This window comes from Ruegeria sp. BG5 (genome assembly GCF_056538425.1).
In genome coordinates, this window is record NZ_JBQFTC010000008.1 from 44,260 (window position 1) to 62,241 (window position 17,982).

Sequence of the window (17,982 nt, forward strand, 5' to 3'; positions counted from 1 at the left end):
CAAATGCGATACGTGCGGGGTATGAAATTGCCAGCTTCCAATGCGCCCTCGCTGTTTGACCGCCAGACTCTGATGCGCCGCCGCGCGCGGATGCAGGAGGACGCCTTGTTCCTGCACCACGCCGCTGTGGACGAAGTGCAGCATCGGCTGAGCATGGTTAACAGAAGCTTTACGGCCCCTGCAATTGTGACCCCTTTCTCTAGGATCTGGCAGGGCTTACTGCCCGACGCGCGCATCGTGGCAGACGAGGAAACGCTTACCCTGACCCCCGGCGCGCATGATCTGGTCATCCACGCCATGGCGTTGCACTGGGCCAATGATCCGGTGGGGCAGTTGATCCAATGCCACCGTGCCCTGCGCCCCGATGGACTGCTATTGGCCGTCTGTCTGGGCGGCGAAACGCTGCACCAGCTGCGCGCCGCCCTCGGACAGGCAGAGATTGAGGTGACCGGCGGCCTCAGCCCCCGCATCGCCCCGATGGCAGAACTGCGGGATCTGGGCGCTTTACTGCAACGGGCCGGGCTTGCTTTGCCTGTGGCGGATGCGGTTCCGCTGACGGCGGAATATCGCGATCTGACCCATTTGATGCAAGACCTGCGCGCCATGGGCGAGACCAATGTTCTGACCGACCGGCTGAAATCCCCCACGCGTCGGCAGGTCTTTGTCCGCGCGCAACAGATCTATGCCGATCACTTTGCCACGCCCGAGGGTCGCCTGCCCGCAACTTTCGATCTGATCTGCCTGACCGGCTGGTCGCCGGATGCCAGCCAACCCCAACCCCTGCGCCCGGGGTCCGCCAAGATGCGCCTTGCAGACGCCTTGAGCACTGACGAGGGCAAACTGCCCGATTGACGACCCGGCATTTCCCTTTATCTCAGGCCAGAACCGGTAAACTCAGGAAGACCCAAATGTTTGACGCAACCCGACCCGCGCACGCACCTGCCGATCACCCAAAGGTAAAGATGGGCCGCGTGGGCATCCTGCTGGCCAATCTGGGCACGCCGGATCATTACACCTATTGGCCGATGCGGCGCTATCTGAACGAGTTTCTGTCGGACCAGCGTGTGATCGACTATCCGGCGTGGAAATGGCAGCCGATTCTTCAGGCCATCATCCTGACCAAACGTCCTTTCAGTTCGGGCGAGGCCTATAAGTCGATCTGGAATCACGACAAAGGCGAAAGCCCGCTGATGACGATCACCAAGGACCAAACCGCCAAGCTGCGCGACACCATGCAGGCCCGCTTTGGCGATCAGGTTCTGGTCGATTTCTGTATGCGATATGGCAACCCATCGACCAAATCCAAAGTCCGGCAGATGGTTGCCGAAGGTTGCGACCGTATCCTGTTTTTCCCGCTTTATCCGCACTATGCCGGGGCCACGACCGCCACGGCGAATGACCAGTTCTTCCGCGCCCTGATGGAGGAACCCTGGCAACCGGCCAGCCGCACGGTGCCCGCCTATTACGACGAACCGACCTATATCGAGGCCCTGGCCCAGTCCGTTGAACGCGCCTATGCCGCCATGGAGACCAAACCCAATATTCTGGTCTGCTCGTACCACGGTATGCCCGAGCGGTATTTGCAGCAGGGGGATCCCTACCATTGCCAGTGTGTGAAAACGTCCCGACTGCTGAAAGAGCGGCTTGGCTGGTCAGACGACCAGATCGTGTCGACCTTCCAGTCGCGCTTTGGCCCCGAAGAATGGCTGAAGCCCTACACCGTGGATCACGTCGCCGATCTGGCGCGGCAGGGCAAAAAGAACATCGCTGTCATCGCGCCCGCCTTCTCGGCCGATTGCATCGAGACGCTGGAAGAGATCAACGAAGAGATCAAAGAGAGTTTCGAGGACGCAGGCGGTGAACAGTTCACCTACATCCCCTGCCTCAACGACGATGATTCGCATATCGCCGCGCTGGGCAAGATCATCGAGGATAATCTGAGCGGGTGGCTAGACTAACCTGAGCTGACAATCAGACATGAAAAAAGGCGGTGGAAAATCCACCGCCTTTTCTCTGGATAACGCTCGTCGGCTTAGCCGGCTGCGACAGCTGCGGCAACAACGACCAGCAGGATCAGCGGCAGCAGGATGCCCTGCGAAGAACCCTGAGTTTCTTCAACAACAACAGGTGCTTCAACAACCGGCTCTTCCAGGTTGCCAGCATATGCGGTCGAAGCAGCAGCGGTCAGTGCAGCGGCGAGAACGAGTTTTTTCATATTAACCTCCAGAATTTGCGCGATTCCTGTCCAGGAACCGCACACCTAAGACTTACCTCGTGGTTTTTTCTAATCAGCAATGCGGTTGGAATGCAATTGCAACTTGAGCGTTAAGCGGCTTCGTGCGCGAAAATGTCGTCAAATTAGCAACACTTGCGTGCCGACCTTCGCCATTGAAAACAGCTCGGCGATGTCTTCGTTGAACAATCCGATGCAGCCATTGGACGATTTGCGACCGATTTTGCGCGTGTCATGGGTGCCGTGGATGCGGTAATACTTCCACCCAAGGTACAAAGCGTGTGTTCCCAATGGGTTATCCGGTCCGGGTGGAATGTAATCCGGCCATTCGGGGTTGCGCTTTTTCATCGATGGGGTCGGCGCCCAGCTTGGGCCTTCGACCTTGCGAATGACGCTGGTCCGTCCACGGCGCGTCATTTCTTCGGTCAGAGGCACCGATGACGGGTAGAGTTTGTATACAGATTGATCATCTGACCAATAATGCAGCGCTCGTGAAACCGTATCGACCAGAATGGCGCCATTCCGCGTGTTCGAGAAATAAGGCTGCCAGTCCTGCGCCCGAAAGCCTGAAACATTTCGGCGGACAGGGGCTTCGGGTTCGGGCGCGGGGCGCAGCGGGTCGCCCGGAATGTATTGCGCCAGCGCCGGGCTGGCCAGCGTGGCGGTCGCACCGACAAGAAATCCTCGGCGGGTCGACGAGGGAATACGTTTTTTGACCATGACAAACGGTCCTTTGCGTGGGCGGGTTCTGAAATCCGGTGTATTCTATTGCCAGAATGCTTCAGTCGCAAATCAAACCGGCAAAATCACGCGGGGTGAGACTATTGTGCGTTTGCCCCGCACCGTCTGGCAGGTTATGCCCGTTATCGACACAATAATCAGGTCGATCATGACGCGTATCGTTTCTTTACTGTTGATGTGCCTAGTCGCGCTGGCGGCATGTACAAGCACCCAGCCCACCAGCTTTGGTGCGGATGGCCGCCCCTTGCCCACGGTCTACAAAATCCGTGGCAACCCGGAAAAGCTGCAATTCCGGATGCTGGATTCAGTCAATGCCCTGCGGCAGGCGCAAGGCTTGCAGCCCGTGCAACTGAACGCACAATTGAACGCTGCCGCTGCCACCCATTCCAAGGATATGGCCCGGCAGAACCGCCCGTGGCATTTCGGCTCTGACGGATCCTCGCCCATCGATCGGGCCGCACGGGTCGGGTATTTCGGCACATTCCTGGGCGAAGCGATTTCCGAGACCTACGAGACCGAGACCGAAACCCTGGCAGCCTGGATGCAGGAATCCGGCCCAAGATCGGTCATCATGGACCCTAAAGCGACGCAGATGGGCTTTAACTGGCATCAGGAAAGCGGCGGTAAGATCTGGTGGACGCTGGAAATGGGAACCGGCGGCTAATTTGCCGGGATCTTCAAACAAAAAAAGCCCCCGAACTTCGGGGGCTTTTTTGTGATTACAACACCTTACGCAGCTTGCATCGACTGCGCTTCGGTCAAAATGGCATAGAGCTTGACCGGATCCGGATTGGCCCGCAGCTTGGCACAGACCGAGCTGTCGCGCAGCGTCCGGGACACAAGCGCCAGCGCTTTCAGGTGTTCGACACCGGCTTCTTCCGGGGCAAACAGGGAAAAGGCAATATCGACCGGCTGACGGTCCACCGAGCCGAAATCAATCGGCTTTTCCAGCATGACAAACACCCCCGAAACCTCGGCGATGTCGGGCAGGCGCGCATGTGGCAAAGCAACACCATGGCCCACGCCAGTTGGGCCAAGGCTTTCGCGTTCCAGAAGACAATCGACAATCGACTGAGCCTCAAGGTCCAGCGTCGCGGCCGCGACGTCGCCGATTTCCTGAAACAGCCGCTTCTTGCTTGAGGCGGCGGAAAGTACACGTACTGCTTCGGGCTTCAGAATGCTCGAAAGCTCCATGATCATGCTCCACGGCGGCCCTGACCTGCGCCAAGGCCCGCCTTTCTAATCTTGCCTGTTAAGGATCGATCCAGCCGATATTACCGTCATCCCGACGATAAACGACATTCAATCCATCCTTGTTTTCGTTCCTGAACACCAGCACCGGAGCACCAGCAAGTTCCATTTGCATGACGGCTTCACCGACGCTGAGCGATGGGATCTTTGTTTCCATCTCAGCCACAATCATGGGCTGCAGCGATTCGGGTTCATCTGCCGTCCCCGATTCGTCAGAGGCGAGGATATAAGAGGACGCCCCGAAGAGTTCAACAGGTTCGGCACGATCCTTGTGATGGTCCTTCAGGCGGCGCTTGTAGCGGCGCAGTTGGGTTTCCATCTTGTCGCAGCATGCCTCGAACGCTGCGTAGATTTCAGTGGCGTGGGCCCTGGCTTGGGCGGTCAGGCCCGTCGAAAGATGCACAGTGGTTTCGCATACATATTCATGCGCTGAACGGGAAAAGACGACGTTGGCGTCTGTCGGGCGCTGGGCATATTTGCCAACGACCTCGCCCAGCTCGGTCTGCACATGGGTCTGCAGGGCCGCGCCGATGTCGATCTGTTTTCCGCTGATTTGGTAACGCATGTGATCTCCTTCACAATTCACACCCATTCTGACGTTGCGTCGCGCAACATGCTTGTTTTTATCGGGTGGGGGATATCGACATTCTGATCGGTTGCCGCTGACCCGGCCCTTCACTGAAGGGACATCGAGATCCAGCCTGGAACCGAATAAATGCCATGCCCCAATTGAGACAAGAGCCGAGGGAAGAGTCAATCAAAACAGATGTGTATATACGCGATTTCCGCCATGCAACCGGCGCAAAATCCCGCAACCCTATGAAATTTTGAAGTTTTCGCCCAGATAAACCCGACGGACGTTTTCGTTTTCGACAACCTCGTCGGGCGTGCCGGACATCAGAACCTGACCGTCGTGCAGGATATAGGCGCGATCCACAATCTCCAGCGTTTCGCGGACGTTGTGATCAGTGATCAGAACCCCGATTCCGCGCTTTTTCAGATCCGCGACCAGATGCCGAATATCCCCCACGCTGATCGGGTCAACGCCCGCAAAGGGTTCATCCAGCAGCAGATATTTCGGATCCGCCGCCAGACAGCGCGCAATCTCGACCCGGCGGCGTTCACCGCCCGACAGGGCCAGCGCGGGTGCGCGGCGCAGGTGTTCGATCGAGAAATCCGACAACAGCTCTTCCAGCCGCTCTTTGCGGCGGTGGGCATGTTTGACTGTAATGTCCAGGACCGAGGCGATGTTGTCCTCGACGCTCATGCCGCGGAAGATCGACATTTCCTGCGGCAGATAGCCGATCCCCATCCGGGCACGGCGATACATCGGCAGGGTGGTCACATTCTGCCCGTCAATCGTCACCTTTCCGGCTTCGGGAAAGACCAGACCGGCCACGGAATAAAACGTCGTCGTCTTGCCCGACCCGTTCGGACCCAGCAACGCCACAACCTCGGACCGGTCCAGCGTCATCGAAACGTCGCGAATGACCGTCTTTTTCCGGTAGGATTTCCGCAGCTTTTCGATCCGCAGGCCCAAGCTGCCCTCTGCCACGGACAATTGGGGACGCACCATCAGTTGTTCCCCTGCTGCAGGATCGTCTTGACCCGACCCGTCATGGTCGCTGTACCTGTGGTCAGGTTCGCGTTCATCTGATCGCCGCTGATCACGCTGGGCCCTTGGGTCAGCAGCACATTGCCACGCATCACGATCACACCGCTGTCGATCGTGTATTCGGCCCAATCCCCTTCGGCTGCGTCGGGCGGGCTGACCAGAACCACATTCTCGGTCGCCTCCATCCGCTCAATCGCCGAGCGTTCATCATTGTAGATGACCAGAACCCGTTCAGCCGTTAGCCGCATTTCGCCCTGAATGACGATCACGTTGCCAATGAACTCGGCCGAGCCATCCTCTTGATTCACGTTCAGCGTTTCCGAGGTTACCTCGACCGGCAGGGACGGGTCCGCGCGCGTCGCGCCAAAGGCCACCTGCGCTTCTTGCGCGGTTGCAGAAACGGCACCTGTTACCAGAGCAAAACACAAAAGGACAAAACGAAAATCGAACACAGGTTATCTTTCTGCTTTTTGAGGCTCATACACCAGCTTCACGCCATCTGTAAAAAGAATATGGACCGGGCCGTCCGTTTTTTCAGTACCGAAAGTCATACCACCCGCCGAAAAATCGCCGATGGGGCCGGTTCCGTTGACCTGCCCGGGGCTGTCGCCCCGGATTTCATCAAGTGAAGTATTGAGCAGATCGGTCGTGACCTCGATCCCGTCAGCGGTGGTGATCAGCACATCGCCGACGAAGGTGGCCGTGCCCTTGTCCGGTCGGATCAGGCCTGAATTGGAGTCCAACGTGATGACCCGCCCGCTTAACAATACATAGCGACCGCTGAATTCCGTCGCAGTTGGAACCGCGCCTTCGGTCCCCTGCTTCGCTTTCGTGGCGATGATCCGCACGTCCTCGCCCTTGGTTGTGGTGCCGCGATAGTCCGGTTGGGTCACCACCTGATCGGCAAGGCGCGCATCGATATCCTGCTGGCTGAACGGGCCTGAGACCGTGGTTTCGATACTGCGGGACAAAAGGAAGACGGTAGACAGCATGATAATGGCCGCAAGCGGCAACAGAACCTTCAGGAACTGCACCATGCGGGAATAGCGGTCCACCTCAGCCTCTCCCTTACCCAAGCCCGACGCGCAGACAGTCGTGGATGTGCAACAGGCCTTGCGCCTGACCACCTGCGTCCGGATCTGCCACAAAAAGCGAGGTGATCTTGCGGTCATTCATGATCGCCACGGCTTCTTCCGCCAGAGAGCCCGGCGCGATGGTCATCGGGTCTGCGGTCATGACCTCTTCGGTGGTCTTGTCCAGCAAGCCGTCCATGTTACGACGCAAGTCACCATCCGTGACGATGCCCAGCAAGCGGCCCGCGTCATCCGTGACACCAACGACACCAAAGCTTTTCTGGCTCATGACCAGCAATGCCTCGCCCATCGGTGTCCCGACTGAGACCACCGGCATATCCGTGTGCATAAGGTCGCGCACCTTGCTGAGTTGCGCACCCAGTTTGCCGCCCGGATGGAAATCACGGAAGTTCTCGGGTTTGAAATCGCGATATTTCATCAGCGCAATCGCCAGCGCATCGCCCATCGCCAGTGTCAGCGTGGTCGAGATCGAGGGTACCATGCCAAACCCGCAAGCCTCGCCCAGCGAGGGGATCAGAAGATGCACATCGGCCTGTTTCATCAGCGTGCTTTGGGGCTTGCTGGACAGACCGATCAGAGGGATGCCGAACCGACGTGTGTAAACAAGCAAGTTCGCCAGCTCAGGCGCCTCACCCGAATTCGAGATCGCCAGAACCACATCCCCCTTCGAGACCATGCCCAGATCGCCATGGCTCGCCTCGGCGGGATGGACGAAATGGGCGGGCGTGCCAGTGCTGGCCAGAGTTGCCGCGATCTTGTGCCCGATATGGCCGGATTTCCCGATCCCGCTGACGATCAGACGGCCCGTGGCCTGCAGGATCATCTGTACGGCTTCAGCGAAATGTTCATCAAAACTGTCGGCCAGCACGTCCAGCGCGCGGGCTTCATCGGTGACAACCTGACGGGCGGTTTTCAGAAAAGATTCAGTGTCAGTCATGAGTGTGCAAAAATATCCGTTTCGGGCCAGCCAGCGAGGTCAAGCTTCGCACGCATCGGCAGAAAATCAAAACAGGCCTGCGCCATCTCGGTGCGGCCTTCGCGGGCAAGTCGCCCATCCAGCGCCTCGCGCAACTGGTGCAGATACAGAACATCGGATGCAGCATATTCCAGCTGAGCGTCGGTCAGCGTTTCCGCCCCCCAGTCGCTCATCTGCTGTTGCTTCGAGATATCGACGCCGATCAACTCCTGACACAGGTTTTTCAGCCCATGCCGGTCGGTATAAGTGCGCACAAGGCGGCTGGCGATCTTGGTGCAATAGACCGGCGCGGCCAAAGCGCCGAGCGCATGATACATCGCGGCAATGTCGAAACGCCCGAAATGAAACAGCTTCAGCACATCCGGATTTTCCAACATGGCGCACAGGTTCGGGGCCTCGGTCTGGCCTTTTTCGACCTGAACGATATGGCTGTTTCCATCCCCGCCGGACATCTGAATCACGCATAGGCGATCCCGATGCGGGTTCAGCCCCATGGTTTCACAATCAATGGCCACAATAGGCCCCAGATCCAGCCCGTCCGGCAGGTCGTTCTTATACAGGTGGTTCGCCACGGAAATGTCCTTTGTGCGGTCTCGACCCCGAGATAGGCGGTTTGGCCCACAAACTCAACGCCGTCCGTTTTCCTGGGTCTGCACGTCTTGTTATCCGCCTGAATTGCTGGATAGTCTGCCCTTATGGCAAACCAAACAAAGTGGCTGTGTTCCAAGGTCACCACGAACCGTCTCTGATCCATGTTCAGTATCCTGCAAAACCGCACCTATCGCCACCTTCTGGCGGCGCAAGTTGTTGCGCTGACGGGAACCGGGCTGGCAACGATTGCCTTGGGGTTGCTGGCTTATGATCTGGCCGGAGACGCCGCCGGGCTGGTTTTGGGTACTGCCCTGACCATCAAGATGGTGGCCTATGTTGTCGTGGCCCCGCTGGCCGCCGCCATTGCCGAACAGATCGACCGACGCAAGATGCTGGTGGTTCTGGACCTGGTCCGCGCCGCCGTTGCCCTCTGCCTGCCCTTCGTCTCCGAGATCTGGCAGGTCTATGTTCTGATTTTCGTCCTGCAATCGGCCTCTGCCGGGTTCACACCCACGTTTCAGGCCACGATCCCGGATGTTCTGACGGATGAGCGGGACTATACCCGCGCTTTGTCGCTGTCGCGGCTGGCTTACGATCTGGAAAGCCTGCTCAGCCCGATGCTGGCGGCCCTTCTGCTGCTGTTCGTCAGCTTTGACACCCTGTTTCTGGGCACCGGCCTTGGGTTTGTCGCCTCGGCCCTTCTGGTGGTGTCAGTCATATTGCCTTCGCCCAAACCGTCCGGGCGCACCGGCATCTACGACCGAACCACGCGGGGCATTCGTCTGTACCTGTCCACGACACGCTTGCGCGGCCTACTGGCGCTCAGCTGGTGCGCCGCCGCGCTCAGTTCGATGGTTATTGTGAACACCGTGGTGCTGGTGCGGTCCGATCTGGGACTGTCCGAAAGCGCAGTGGCCATTGCGCTGGCTGGCTTTGGCGGCGGGTCCATGCTGGCCGCGTTTGCCTTGCCCCCGCTGTTGGACCGGTTTCCGGATCGCCGCGTCATGCTAAGCGGCTCGACCATCGCAACATCGACCATGGCAGCGGCAGCCTTTGTTTCGATGTCAGACCTTTTGTCTTTGCCTGCCCTGACCACGCTTTGGGCCATCGCGGGCTTTGGATATTCGATGACCCTGACCCCCTCGGGCCGCTTATTGACCCGGTCTGCCGGCCCCGAGGATCGACCCGCCCTCTTTGCCGCACAATTCACCCTGTCGCACGCGTGCTGGCTGGTACTGTACCCAATGGCGGGCTGGTTGATGACCCGGTACGGCGCGACCACCGCATTGACGGGCATGACTTGCGCTGCCGTGCTGGGCCTGACGACTGCACTGATGATCTGGCCCCGGTCCGGCACCGCGCCAGCGACGCATAAACCTTGAGCGTCGCCATCGATTTGCTTTAAACCTGAGCGACCGCCTGCCGGAGACCCTATGGATCAGCTTGATCGCCATATCATCGCCGCCCTGCAACATAACGCGCGTGAATCGACCACAAATATCGCCGCCAAACTGGGCGTGGCGCGCACAACTGTGCACGAGCGGATCAAACGCATGGAAGACCGCGGCGTGATCGCAGGCTATTCGGTCATTCTGAACGCGCCCGAGGATGCGCCTCGTGTGCAGGTTGTTGTGCTGCTCGAAGTGCAGCAGAAGGAAACCACCCGCATCATCAAACGGCTGGAAACCTACCCCGAGGTCAAACGCTGCCTGTCGATCAATGGCGAGTTCGACCTGCTGCTTTCCGCCGAGGCCCCAAGGATCGAGGATCTGGATATTCTGGTCGATGATCTGGCCAAAATCCCCGGCGTGCTGCGCACCAATACCAGCGTCGTGTTCGGTCGGCGGATCGACCGAAAATGAACAGGCGATAACGCGCTGTAAACCAATGCGCGGCTAGCGTGACCGGGACAGATCAGAATCCCGGACCGGCAGAATGCCCTTTCGTTTAGTCGCGTTTTTTGTTTCCCTGATGCAGGTGTGGTTGGCACAGGCGGCGTTTGCCATGTCGGACGCGCGCACCGGCGATGTCTGCGATCAGGCCGCCCGCCGTGCCGCGCAGTCCGAAGATGTGCCGCTGGATGTATTGCGCGCCATAACGCGCGTTGAAACCGGGCGCACGCAGGGCGGGCATTTCATTCCCTGGCCGTGGACCATCAATGTCGAAGGGCACGGGTTCTGGTTCAACTCGGAAATCGAGGCCAAATCTTACGTGTTCGACATTTTCAAAGCGGGCAAGCGCAGCTTTGATGTCGGATGTTTCCAGATCAACTATCGCTGGCACGGCAAGGCGTTCCGATCTATCGACGCAATGTTCGACCCGGATGAAAACGCCACCTATGCGGCCCGGTTCCTGAAGGATTTGCACGCCGAGCTCGGCTCATGGTCCGCCGCCGCCGGGGCCTATCATTCCCGCACGCCCGAGCTGGCAAACGCCTATCAGGGCCGGTTCCAGACCGTCCTGGCGCAACTTGGCACCGCGCCTGAAACACAAACAGCCTTTGTGTCGCGTGACCCGTTCACCGGTTCCGCCGCCCCGCTGATCCCGCTGCAACCGACCCAGACCCCTCGGGGGTCGCTGGGCTCTCTGGTGCCTACCGGCGGGTCCGCCACCGCCTTTATCGCCTTCAATTAGGAGCGTTTCGTGCCCAAGATCGACGTCCGATCCCTGTTCTCGCCCACCGTATTGCTGGCGCTAGCACTGATGACCATCATCGTGATGATGATCTTGCCGATGCCCGCCTGGGTGCTGGATGTGGGGCTGGCCGCGTCTTTTGCGCTGGCCATTCTGATCTTTACCCTGACCCTGTTTATCGAGCGTCCGCTGGATTTCTCGTCCTTCCCGACGATCCTGCTTGCGTCGCTGATGTTGCGCCTGTCGCTGAACGTATCCTCGACCAAGCTGATCATCGGTCAGGGCCATACCGGCCCCAATGCCGCCGGGGATGTGATTGAAGGGTTCGCCAATTTCGTCATGGGCGGCAGTATCTTTCTGGGGCTGGTGGTGTTCGGCGTGCTGCTGATCGTGAACTTCATGGTCATCACCAAAGGCGCTGCCCGCATGGCCGAGGTCGGCGCGCGCTTTGCGCTGGACGGGATGCCCGGCAAGCAGCTGGCCATCGACAGCGACATGTCCGCCGGGGCCATCGACCACCAGCAGGCCAAGGAACGGCGCGAGCGGGAACAGCAGGAAACCACCTTTTTCGGCTCGCTCGATGGCGCGTCCAAATTCGTCAAGGGCGACGCGATTGCCGGGCTGCTGATCACGCTTTTGAACCTTGTCATGGGTCTGGTGATGGGCGTGATCGTGCACGGCATGCCGGTTGCCTCGGCGTTTGAGACCTATGCCATCCTGACTGTCGGCGATGGACTGGTCTCGCAGATTCCAGCCGTGATCATTTCGATTGCCTCGGCGTTGCTATTGGCGCGGGGCGGCACGCAGGGGGCAACCGACAACGCCATCTTCTCGCAACTGGGTAAACACCCCGCCGCGCTGGCAACCGTGGCCGTTCTGATGGTCCTGTTTGCGCTGGTGCCGGGCCTGCCGTTTTTGCCTTTCATTCTGGGGGCCGGCGTTCTGGGCTATGCCGCCTATCACGTCCACCGCACCCAAAAAGCCGCCGCGCTGGAACCCGAAACCCCATCGTCCGAGGTGGATGCACCCGTGTCTCAGGCCATCGGAGACATCCTGGATCTGGACGACGTACATCTGGAGTTTGCGCCCGATCTGGTCAGCATGGTGTTGAACCAGGGCACCGGGCTGGATGCGCGGATTGCCAATATGCGGACCTATGTCGCCTCGACCTTTGGTCTGATCCTGCCCGAGATTCGCCTGACCGACCGCGCCGACCTGCCAACCGGCACATATGTGATCAAGGTTCAGGGGGTAGAACAGGCGCGCGGGGTCCTGAACCCCGATCTGGTTCTGGCGCTGGTGCAGGACGGCTTTGACCTGCTGCCCGACGGCAACGACGTGACCGAGCCTGTCTACGGCGCGCCTGCCCGCTGGATTCTGCCCAAAGATCAGGAGGATGCAGCGCTGAGCGGGGCCACCATCGTCTCACCGCCTGAGATTCTGGCGACCCATCTGCTGGAGATCATAAAACAGAACTTCCCGCGCCTGCTGACGCTGAAATCCCTGCGCCGTCTGCTGTCCGAGATGACCCGCCTCAGCGATCCGGTCCGGGCGGAGGCCAATCGCAAACTGCTGGACGAATTGATCCCCGATAAGGTCCCGATCGACACGCTGCACGCCGTCCTGCGCCTGCTGCTGGACGAACGCGTCTCGATCAGAAACATGGCCCTGATCCTGGAAACCGTGGCCGAGGCACGGATGACCACCACACAGCCCGAAGGGATTTGCGAGATCGTTCGCCAGAGGCTTGGCTTCCAACTGGTCGCCGAGATGAAACGAGAGGACGGATCGATCCCGCTGATCCAACTTGCCCCGGAATGGGAGGATACGTTCGCCACCTACCAGATCGACGCCCCCAATGCCGGGCTGGATGTCGCGCTGCCGCCCAACCTGTTCAACAAACTGGCAGATGGCGTCGTGACCAGCGTGGCGAAATCGGCAGATAGCGGGCTGTTCCCGGCCATCGTCACCTCGACCCGCCGCCGCCGGTTGCTGCGCACGATCATGCAGGCGCGGGGCGTCGCCAACCCGGTCCTGTCGTTCGAGGAAATCGGGCTTGAGGCACGGCCGTCACTGGTCGGAACGGTTCCCGCGTGATCGCCCTGCCCCCGGAACTGCTGAACCAGATCGGCGTCAGCGTTTGGCATCTATTTGCCGTGTTTCTGCGTGTCTCGGCCTTTGTGTCGCTGCTGCCCGCGTTCGGCGAGCGCAGCATCCCGGTGCGCGTCAAACTGGGTCTTTCGATGGCCTTCACCCTGATAATCGCGCCCGCAATTGGCGCAGCTGAGCTGGCCGCCGGTTTCCCGCAGATGGTCCGGCTGGTGGGGACAGAGGTGTTGATCGGGATGGCCCTCGGCATTGGGTTACGATTGTTTGTGCTGGCCCTGCAAACCGCTGGGTCCATTGCAGCACAATCGACCTCGCTGTCGCAGCTTCTGGGCGGGGCCGCAGTCGATCCGATGCCAGCAATGGGGTATTTTCTGATGCTGGCCGGTCTGACGCTGGCCGTGATCATGGGACTGCACATCCGGGCCGCGCAATTTCTGATCCACAGCTACGCGATGTTCCCGATGGGGATGCTTCCGGCACCATCGGATCTGTCCCACTGGGGGGTGCAACAGATCGCGCACAGCTTCAGCCTGGCCTTTGCGCTGGCCACCCCGTTTGTGATCGCCTCGCTGATCTACAATCTGGCCCTTGGGGTGATCAACCGTGCCATGCCGCAGCTGATGGTGGCCTTCGTCGGCGCCCCTGCCATCACCTTTGCCGGGCTGTTCCTGCTGTTTGCCGGCGCACCGCTGATCCTGTCCGTCTGGTCAGACGCCCTGAACGCCTTCCTTCTCAACCCGACCGGGGAAAGGCCATGAGCGGACCTGACGACGACAGCGACAAATCCTTTGAACCCACCCCGCAAAAGCTGCAGAAAGCGCGCGAAAAGGGTGAGGTTGCGAAGTCCAGCGATCTGTCCGTGGTCGCGGGATATACCGGTCTGGTCATCGCGCTGCTGACGGCGGGGCAGCACACAGCCCAACATCTGGGCACGCTGTTTGTTGTGCTGATTGACCAGTCGGATGCGTTGTCTCAACTGGTCGCGACCGGGCCTGCTTCTGCGCCGGTTGCCGGGTTGCTTCGGGGCGCACTAGTGCCGGTCTCGATGCTTTTTGCACTGCCCGCCGCGGCGGTTTTGCTCAGTCTGATTGCCCAGCGCGCGCTGATCTTTGCACCCACCAAGCTGAAACCCAAGCTCTCGCGTATCTCGCTTGTGTCGAATGCAAAAAACAAATTCGGACGCGGCGGCCTGTTCGAATTTGCCAAGAGTTTTGCCAAGCTGCTGATCTATGGCACTTGCCTGGCCTTGTTCCTGAAGGCCAATCTGACCGAGATCATTTCGGCCAGCGCAGCACCTGCAAAATCGTCGATTCTGTTGATGATGAACCTGCTGTTTCGCTTTCTGTTCATCGTGATCGTCATTGCGCTGGCCATCGGTGTGATCGATTACCTTTGGCAATATGCCGAGCACATGCGCAAGAACCGCATGTCGCGCAAGGAAATCCAGGATGAGACCAAGGATGCCGAGGGCGATCCGCATGTCAAACAACAGCGCCGCCAACGTGCGCAGGACATTGCAACCAACCAGATGATGTCCGATGTGCCCAAGGCGGATGTGGTGATCGCCAACCCTACCCATTTCGCGGTCGCGCTTAAATGGTCCCGCGCCGCAGGTGCCGCCCCTGTCTGCGTTGCCAAGGGCGTGGATGAGGTGGCGGCGGCCATCCGATCCGCCGCCAGCGAGGGCGGGGTCCCGATCCACTCGGATCCGCCAACTGCACGCGCGCTGCACGCGACCGTCGAGATCGGTCAGGAAATCGCCGAAGAGCACTACCGCCCGGTCGCCGCCGCAATTCGATTTGCCGAGGCGATGCGCAAACGTGCAAAAGGTCAGATCAGATGAACCGAAAAAAAATGTCCGACCTGCAACGCGCCACTGATGCCGTGTATCAGAAAAACTATCAGACCCTGCGCCCGGTGATCGAGGCCGAAGCCCGCGTACAGCAGCAGCTTGCATCGCTGAACACACAGGTTGCAGAGGTGCGGCGCGACAGTGCCTCGGCCGAAGGGTATCAGGTCACCGGGACGGATTTTCTGTGGAACGGGTGGGAATCCGCAACCCGTCGCCAGTTGAACACCGACCTCGCCCGTCTGCGGGCGCAGAAACTAGCCGCGATCGAACAACTTCGGGCGGCGTTCGGACGGCAACAGGCGATCCGTTCAATCTCCGACCAGCTTCGACAAGAACATCGGCTGGCTCAGGTCAGAAAACAGTCAAATCAACAGTAGCCCCCGGGGCCCAATCGGATCGGGCCGGAGGTTCTTGGGTTCAGGTATCTTGCCGGTTCACGCTCATGATCAGAACTTGAGATACATCCGCACCAAGGTCCTTCTGTGCCACTTCCAGCAGCGCCTTGCGCAGGACGGTCAGGGTGTCCGATTCCGTGAAGATACCGTCAAAGCCGCCAGTATTGGCGTGATCGAACAGAACCTGCAAAAACCCGTCCCTCAGTTTCGGCTCGATGGCATAGAAGGTTTCGGTGATGGCAGGGTTCGCCTCAAGGCTTAGCGACATCGTCACCATGGCCGAGATCTGATCATCTTTCACCACCGGCACGACAAATTGCTTGGTCAGTTTCAGATACTCAAAACCACCCGCCTTGTCCCCTTTGTCGGATTTCTTATCGGCCTTTTGTTCTTTGGCCTCTGTCTTCTTTTCGTCCTTCGCATCAGACGCAACCTCAGGCGGTTTTTCAGGGGTCAGGAATTTCGCAGCACCAATACCGGCACCCAGACCAACCAACAGGAAAACGACTGGCAGCAACAGCTTCATCATGTGCGCACCTCAATACGGTAGAATCGAGTCGAGGATCTGCTGGCCAAGGCGCGGCTGCTGGACATCGGTGATTTGCCCGCGCCCACCGTAAGACACCCGCGCCGAGGCGATCTTGTCATACGTAATCTCATTCTTGCGCGAGATATCCTGCGGGCGGACGTAGCCGGCAACCAAAAGCTCTCGCAATTCGAAGTTCACGCGCAGTTCTTGTGAACCCGAGATCGAAAGAACCCCGTTTGGCAACACGTCCAGCACCGTGGCCGCGACCCGCAAAGTCAGCTTTTCGTTGCGCCGCACCGACCCCCGGCCCGAGCTTGAGGAATCCGACTCGATCCCGACTGCATCGTCCAGGGTCGCCCCCTCGGGCAGATGTTCTTCGGCCCGTTGCGGCAGCCCGAACAGGTTAGGGATCTCAAGGCTTTCCGAACCGGAGCGGGACCGGCTGGTGTTGTTGGAAAACTCGGCCTCTTCGTCCAGTTCGATCACAACGGTCAGAATATCGCCTTTCTTGATCGCCCGCTGATCGCCCAGCAGGGATTGCTGCCCGCCGCTCCATAGCGAGGATCTGTCGACCACCCGTTGCGTCTGTGTGTGAAGGGGCAGGCCCGGCCAAAGCATTGCCACCTGTTCCGGTGACTCCTCGTTCGGGGTGAAGCTTGGCGGTTTGCCCAGATGATCCAATCGACCGCAGGCGGAAAGCGCAAAGATCGTCAGCAGAAGGGGTTTTGACAGTCCAGTCATTATTTCACCTCGATTTGTCCGTCGGGCCGGATCAGGCCGGTGACCGTTGTGCGGGAGGACAGGTTCATGACGCGGATACGCTCACCCACCGCGCCGCGCCCCAGCGCCCGGCCTTCGGTGGAGATCGACAGGGGTTGGCGGTTGAACACCAGAACAACCAGATCATTGCGATCCACGATGGCAGGCGGGCCGACATCCACCGCGCGTACGGGGCGACCGGGATAAAGGGCGACGCGTGCCTCTAGCCCGATCAACGCGTCCGGATCACTGATGACGCCGGGCAAATCCGTCGCTTTCAATTCAAGGTCCGCAGCCGAGATCACCTCTTTCGCACGGATCGTGCGGGTCGGGACCACGATATCCGCCAATGCAGCCAAGGGTGCGCCCATCAGGCAAATCAGAAGCACCAACCGCATCACCGCACCTGCGTTGTCGCGCCCATCATCTGATCGACGGCGGTGATAACCTTGGCATTCATCTCATAGCCACGCTGCGCCTCGATCAACTCGGTCACTTCGCGCACGGCATCGACCGAGCTGTCTTCCAGATAGCCTTGTCGCAGCGTGCCCAACCCATCCTCACCGGGCAGGCCCAGGATCGGCGCGCCCGACGCTTCGGTTTCGCGGAACAGATTGCTGCCAATGGCCTCAAGCCCCTTGGCGTTCGAGAAGCTGGCCAGCGAGAATTCACCCAGCAATTGCCCTTCGGGCGTGTCGTCAAAATAGGCATAAACCTCGCCCGAGGCGTTGATCGAGATTGACCGGGCATCATCCGGGATCGTGATCTCTGGGGCCACGGCAAAGCCGTCCGAGGTCACGATCAGACCTTCGGCCGAGCGTTTCAGGCTGCCATCGCGCGTATAGGCGGACTGACCGTTGGGTAGCGCCACCTCCAGATAACCACGGCCTTCGATAGCCACGTCTAGATCGCTGCCCGTGGCCGACAGCGCACCCTGTGCCAGTTGCACTGTGACGGCAGCGGGCCGGACGCCAAGGCCCAATTGAATACCGGTCGGCAATACGGTTCCGTCCGATGCATTGACCGCGCCCGCGCGGGCCATCTGCTGATAATGCAGATCGGCAAATTCCGCACGGCGGGCATTGTAACCGGTGGTGTTCATGTTCGCGAGGTTGTTCGAGATCGTCTCGACCCGCATCTGCTGCGCGGTCATGCCAGTGGCTGCGATTTTCAAAGCACGCATTTCAAAAACTCCTTGTTCAG

Annotated in this window: 23 protein-coding genes; 10 read left to right on the plus strand and 13 right to left on the minus strand. The window is 59.6% G+C overall.

What is annotated here, in order from left to right:
- Positions 1-21 precede the first annotated feature (21 nt).
- Both ACR0KX_RS18850 and hemH read left to right on the plus strand, forming a co-directional pair.
- Complete coding sequence (locus tag ACR0KX_RS18850) at positions 22-852, plus strand: class I SAM-dependent methyltransferase (RefSeq protein ID WP_480627192.1); 831 nt, start codon at positions 22-24, stop codon at positions 850-852.
- Between the two features lie 56 nt (positions 853-908).
- Positions 909-1,958, plus strand: a complete 1,050-nt coding sequence (hemH, locus tag ACR0KX_RS18855; RefSeq protein WP_170624754.1) for a ferrochelatase — start codon at positions 909-911, stop codon at positions 1,956-1,958.
- A gap of 74 nt (positions 1,959-2,032) precedes the next feature.
- Here the strand turns inward: hemH and ACR0KX_RS18860 are convergent, their stop codons facing one another.
- Together ACR0KX_RS18860 and ACR0KX_RS18865 are read right to left on the minus strand one after the other, a co-directional pair.
- On the minus strand, positions 2,033-2,215 hold the full coding sequence (locus ACR0KX_RS18860) for a hypothetical protein (protein WP_170455786.1): 183 nt from the start codon (positions 2,213-2,215) through the stop codon (positions 2,033-2,035).
- 138 nt (positions 2,216-2,353) lie between these two features.
- The gene (locus tag ACR0KX_RS18865; RefSeq protein WP_170455788.1) at positions 2,354-2,953 is read right to left on the minus strand and encodes a L,D-transpeptidase; all 600 of its coding nucleotides are present in this window, start codon (positions 2,951-2,953) and stop codon (positions 2,354-2,356) included.
- A 169-nt stretch (positions 2,954-3,122) separates the two neighbouring features.
- On the opposite strand from ACR0KX_RS18865, the gene dalA reads away from it, so the two are divergent.
- A complete protein-coding gene (gene dalA, locus ACR0KX_RS18870; protein ID WP_170455790.1) occupies positions 3,123-3,638 on the plus strand; it encodes a divisome-associated lipoprotein DalA in 516 nt (171 codons plus the stop codon).
- A 65-nt stretch (positions 3,639-3,703) separates the two neighbouring features.
- Here dalA and ACR0KX_RS18875 read toward each other — a convergent pair whose 3' ends face one another.
- The 7 genes from ACR0KX_RS18875 to ACR0KX_RS18905 form a co-directional block, all read right to left on the minus strand.
- Positions 3,704-4,168, minus strand: coding sequence for a PTS sugar transporter subunit IIA (locus ACR0KX_RS18875; RefSeq protein ID WP_170455792.1), 465 nt, complete (start codon positions 4,166-4,168; stop codon positions 3,704-3,706).
- 58 nt (positions 4,169-4,226) lie between these two features.
- Positions 4,227-4,790: a ribosome hibernation-promoting factor, HPF/YfiA family gene (hpf, locus tag ACR0KX_RS18880; protein WP_170455794.1), complete on the minus strand. Its 564-nt coding sequence runs from the start codon at positions 4,788-4,790 to the stop codon at positions 4,227-4,229.
- Positions 4,791-5,042: 252 nt separating this feature from the next.
- Positions 5,043-5,801, minus strand: a complete 759-nt coding sequence (gene lptB / locus ACR0KX_RS18885) for an LPS export ABC transporter ATP-binding protein (protein WP_170455796.1) — start codon at positions 5,799-5,801, stop codon at positions 5,043-5,045.
- Positions 5,801-6,292, minus strand: coding sequence for an LptA/OstA family protein (locus tag ACR0KX_RS18890; RefSeq protein WP_170455798.1), 492 nt, complete (start codon positions 6,290-6,292; stop codon positions 5,801-5,803). The genes lptB and ACR0KX_RS18890 overlap by 1 nt, the downstream gene beginning before the upstream one ends.
- Before the next feature lie 3 nt (positions 6,293-6,295).
- The gene (locus ACR0KX_RS18895; protein ID WP_170624755.1) at positions 6,296-6,895 is read right to left on the minus strand and encodes an LptA/OstA family protein; all 600 of its coding nucleotides are present in this window, start codon (positions 6,893-6,895) and stop codon (positions 6,296-6,298) included.
- A gap of 13 nt (positions 6,896-6,908) precedes the next feature.
- The gene (locus tag ACR0KX_RS18900; protein ID WP_170455802.1) at positions 6,909-7,871 is read right to left on the minus strand and encodes a KpsF/GutQ family sugar-phosphate isomerase; all 963 of its coding nucleotides are present in this window, start codon (positions 7,869-7,871) and stop codon (positions 6,909-6,911) included.
- Entirely contained in the window at positions 7,868-8,482 is a 615-nt protein-coding gene (locus tag ACR0KX_RS18905) for a ribonuclease D (RefSeq protein ID WP_170624756.1), read from the minus strand. The genes ACR0KX_RS18900 and ACR0KX_RS18905 overlap by 4 nt, the downstream gene beginning before the upstream one ends.
- A 180-nt stretch (positions 8,483-8,662) precedes the next feature.
- Between ACR0KX_RS18905 and ACR0KX_RS18910 the strand changes: the two genes are divergently transcribed.
- The 7 genes from ACR0KX_RS18910 (at position 8,663) to ACR0KX_RS18940 (ending at position 15,473) form a co-directional block, all read left to right on the plus strand.
- Positions 8,663-9,883 (plus strand): MFS transporter, encoded by a 1,221-nt coding sequence (locus ACR0KX_RS18910; protein WP_170455806.1) that lies wholly within the window; start codon positions 8,663-8,665, stop codon positions 9,881-9,883.
- 51 nt (positions 9,884-9,934) lie between these two features.
- A complete protein-coding gene (locus ACR0KX_RS18915; RefSeq protein WP_170455808.1) occupies positions 9,935-10,363 on the plus strand; it encodes an Lrp/AsnC family transcriptional regulator in 429 nt (142 codons plus the stop codon).
- Between the two features lie 73 nt (positions 10,364-10,436).
- Positions 10,437-11,135: a transglycosylase SLT domain-containing protein gene (locus ACR0KX_RS18920; protein ID WP_480708691.1), complete on the plus strand. Its 699-nt coding sequence runs from the start codon at positions 10,437-10,439 to the stop codon at positions 11,133-11,135.
- Positions 11,136-11,144: 9 nt separating this feature from the next.
- The gene (flhA, locus tag ACR0KX_RS18925; RefSeq protein ID WP_170624757.1) at positions 11,145-13,232 is read left to right on the plus strand and encodes a flagellar biosynthesis protein FlhA; all 2,088 of its coding nucleotides are present in this window, start codon (positions 11,145-11,147) and stop codon (positions 13,230-13,232) included.
- A complete protein-coding gene (locus ACR0KX_RS18930) occupies positions 13,229-14,002 on the plus strand; it encodes a flagellar biosynthetic protein FliR (protein ID WP_170455812.1) in 774 nt (257 codons plus the stop codon). The genes flhA and ACR0KX_RS18930 overlap by 4 nt, the downstream gene beginning before the upstream one ends.
- Entirely contained in the window at positions 13,999-15,087 is a 1,089-nt protein-coding gene (gene flhB, locus ACR0KX_RS18935; protein ID WP_170624758.1) for a flagellar type III secretion system protein FlhB, read from the plus strand. The genes ACR0KX_RS18930 and flhB overlap by 4 nt, the downstream gene beginning before the upstream one ends.
- A complete protein-coding gene (locus ACR0KX_RS18940) occupies positions 15,084-15,473 on the plus strand; it encodes a hypothetical protein (protein ID WP_480708692.1) in 390 nt (129 codons plus the stop codon). Before flhB ends, ACR0KX_RS18940 begins: the two co-directional genes overlap by 4 nt.
- 40 nt (positions 15,474-15,513) lie before the next feature.
- Here ACR0KX_RS18940 and ACR0KX_RS18945 read toward each other — a convergent pair whose 3' ends face one another.
- From ACR0KX_RS18945 to flgG, 4 genes are read right to left on the minus strand one after another with little or no spacing between them, the layout of a single operon-like run.
- Positions 15,514-16,020, minus strand: coding sequence for a flagellar basal body-associated FliL family protein (locus ACR0KX_RS18945; RefSeq protein WP_170455818.1), 507 nt, complete (start codon positions 16,018-16,020; stop codon positions 15,514-15,516).
- A 9-nt stretch (positions 16,021-16,029) separates the two neighbouring features.
- Positions 16,030-16,761 (minus strand): flagellar basal body L-ring protein FlgH, encoded by a 732-nt coding sequence (flgH, locus tag ACR0KX_RS18950; protein ID WP_170455820.1) that lies wholly within the window; start codon positions 16,759-16,761, stop codon positions 16,030-16,032.
- Entirely contained in the window at positions 16,761-17,177 is a 417-nt protein-coding gene (flgA, locus tag ACR0KX_RS18955; protein WP_170624759.1) for a flagellar basal body P-ring formation chaperone FlgA, read from the minus strand. The genes flgH and flgA overlap by 1 nt, the downstream gene beginning before the upstream one ends.
- Complete coding sequence (gene flgG / locus ACR0KX_RS18960) at positions 17,177-17,962, minus strand: flagellar basal-body rod protein FlgG (RefSeq protein ID WP_170455824.1); 786 nt, start codon at positions 17,960-17,962, stop codon at positions 17,177-17,179. The genes flgA and flgG overlap by 1 nt, the downstream gene beginning before the upstream one ends.
- Positions 17,963-17,982: the final 20 nt, after the last annotated feature.

Excerpts from the sequence above, each read along its gene's own strand:
- ACR0KX_RS18915 (WP_170455808.1), top strand. The coding sequence starts at position 9,935 with ATGGATCAGCTTGATCGCCATATCATCGCCGCCCTGCAACATAACGCG.
- ACR0KX_RS18920 (WP_480708691.1), top strand. The coding sequence starts at position 10,437 with ATGCCCTTTCGTTTAGTCGCGTTTTTTGTTTCCCTGATGCAGGTGTGG.
- ACR0KX_RS18860 (WP_170455786.1), bottom strand. The coding sequence starts at position 2,215 with ATGAAAAAACTCGTTCTCGCCGCTGCACTGACCGCTGCTGCTTCGACC.
- flgA (WP_170624759.1), bottom strand. The coding sequence starts at position 17,177 with ATGCGGTTGGTGCTTCTGATTTGCCTGATGGGCGCACCCTTGGCTGCA.
- flhB (WP_170624758.1), top strand. The coding sequence starts at position 13,999 with ATGAGCGGACCTGACGACGACAGCGACAAATCCTTTGAACCCACCCCG.
- ACR0KX_RS18910 (WP_170455806.1), top strand. The coding sequence starts at position 8,663 with ATGTTCAGTATCCTGCAAAACCGCACCTATCGCCACCTTCTGGCGGCG.
- dalA (WP_170455790.1), top strand. The coding sequence starts at position 3,123 with ATGACGCGTATCGTTTCTTTACTGTTGATGTGCCTAGTCGCGCTGGCG.
- ACR0KX_RS18940 (WP_480708692.1), top strand. The coding sequence starts at position 15,084 with ATGAACCGAAAAAAAATGTCCGACCTGCAACGCGCCACTGATGCCGTG.
- hpf (WP_170455794.1), bottom strand. The coding sequence starts at position 4,790 with ATGCGTTACCAAATCAGCGGAAAACAGATCGACATCGGCGCGGCCCTG.
- ACR0KX_RS18850 (WP_480627192.1), top strand. The coding sequence starts at position 22 with ATGAAATTGCCAGCTTCCAATGCGCCCTCGCTGTTTGACCGCCAGACT.
- flgH (WP_170455820.1), bottom strand. The coding sequence starts at position 16,761 with ATGACTGGACTGTCAAAACCCCTTCTGCTGACGATCTTTGCGCTTTCC.
- hemH (WP_170624754.1), top strand. The coding sequence starts at position 909 with ATGTTTGACGCAACCCGACCCGCGCACGCACCTGCCGATCACCCAAAG.
- ACR0KX_RS18875 (WP_170455792.1), bottom strand. The coding sequence starts at position 4,168 with ATGGAGCTTTCGAGCATTCTGAAGCCCGAAGCAGTACGTGTACTTTCC.
- flgG (WP_170455824.1), bottom strand. The coding sequence starts at position 17,962 with ATGCGTGCTTTGAAAATCGCAGCCACTGGCATGACCGCGCAGCAGATG.
- ACR0KX_RS18900 (WP_170455802.1), bottom strand. The coding sequence starts at position 7,871 with ATGACTGACACTGAATCTTTTCTGAAAACCGCCCGTCAGGTTGTCACC.
- ACR0KX_RS18865 (WP_170455788.1), bottom strand. The coding sequence starts at position 2,953 with ATGGTCAAAAAACGTATTCCCTCGTCGACCCGCCGAGGATTTCTTGTC.
- ACR0KX_RS18945 (WP_170455818.1), bottom strand. The coding sequence starts at position 16,020 with ATGATGAAGCTGTTGCTGCCAGTCGTTTTCCTGTTGGTTGGTCTGGGT.
- lptB (WP_170455796.1), bottom strand. The coding sequence starts at position 5,801 with ATGGTGCGTCCCCAATTGTCCGTGGCAGAGGGCAGCTTGGGCCTGCGG.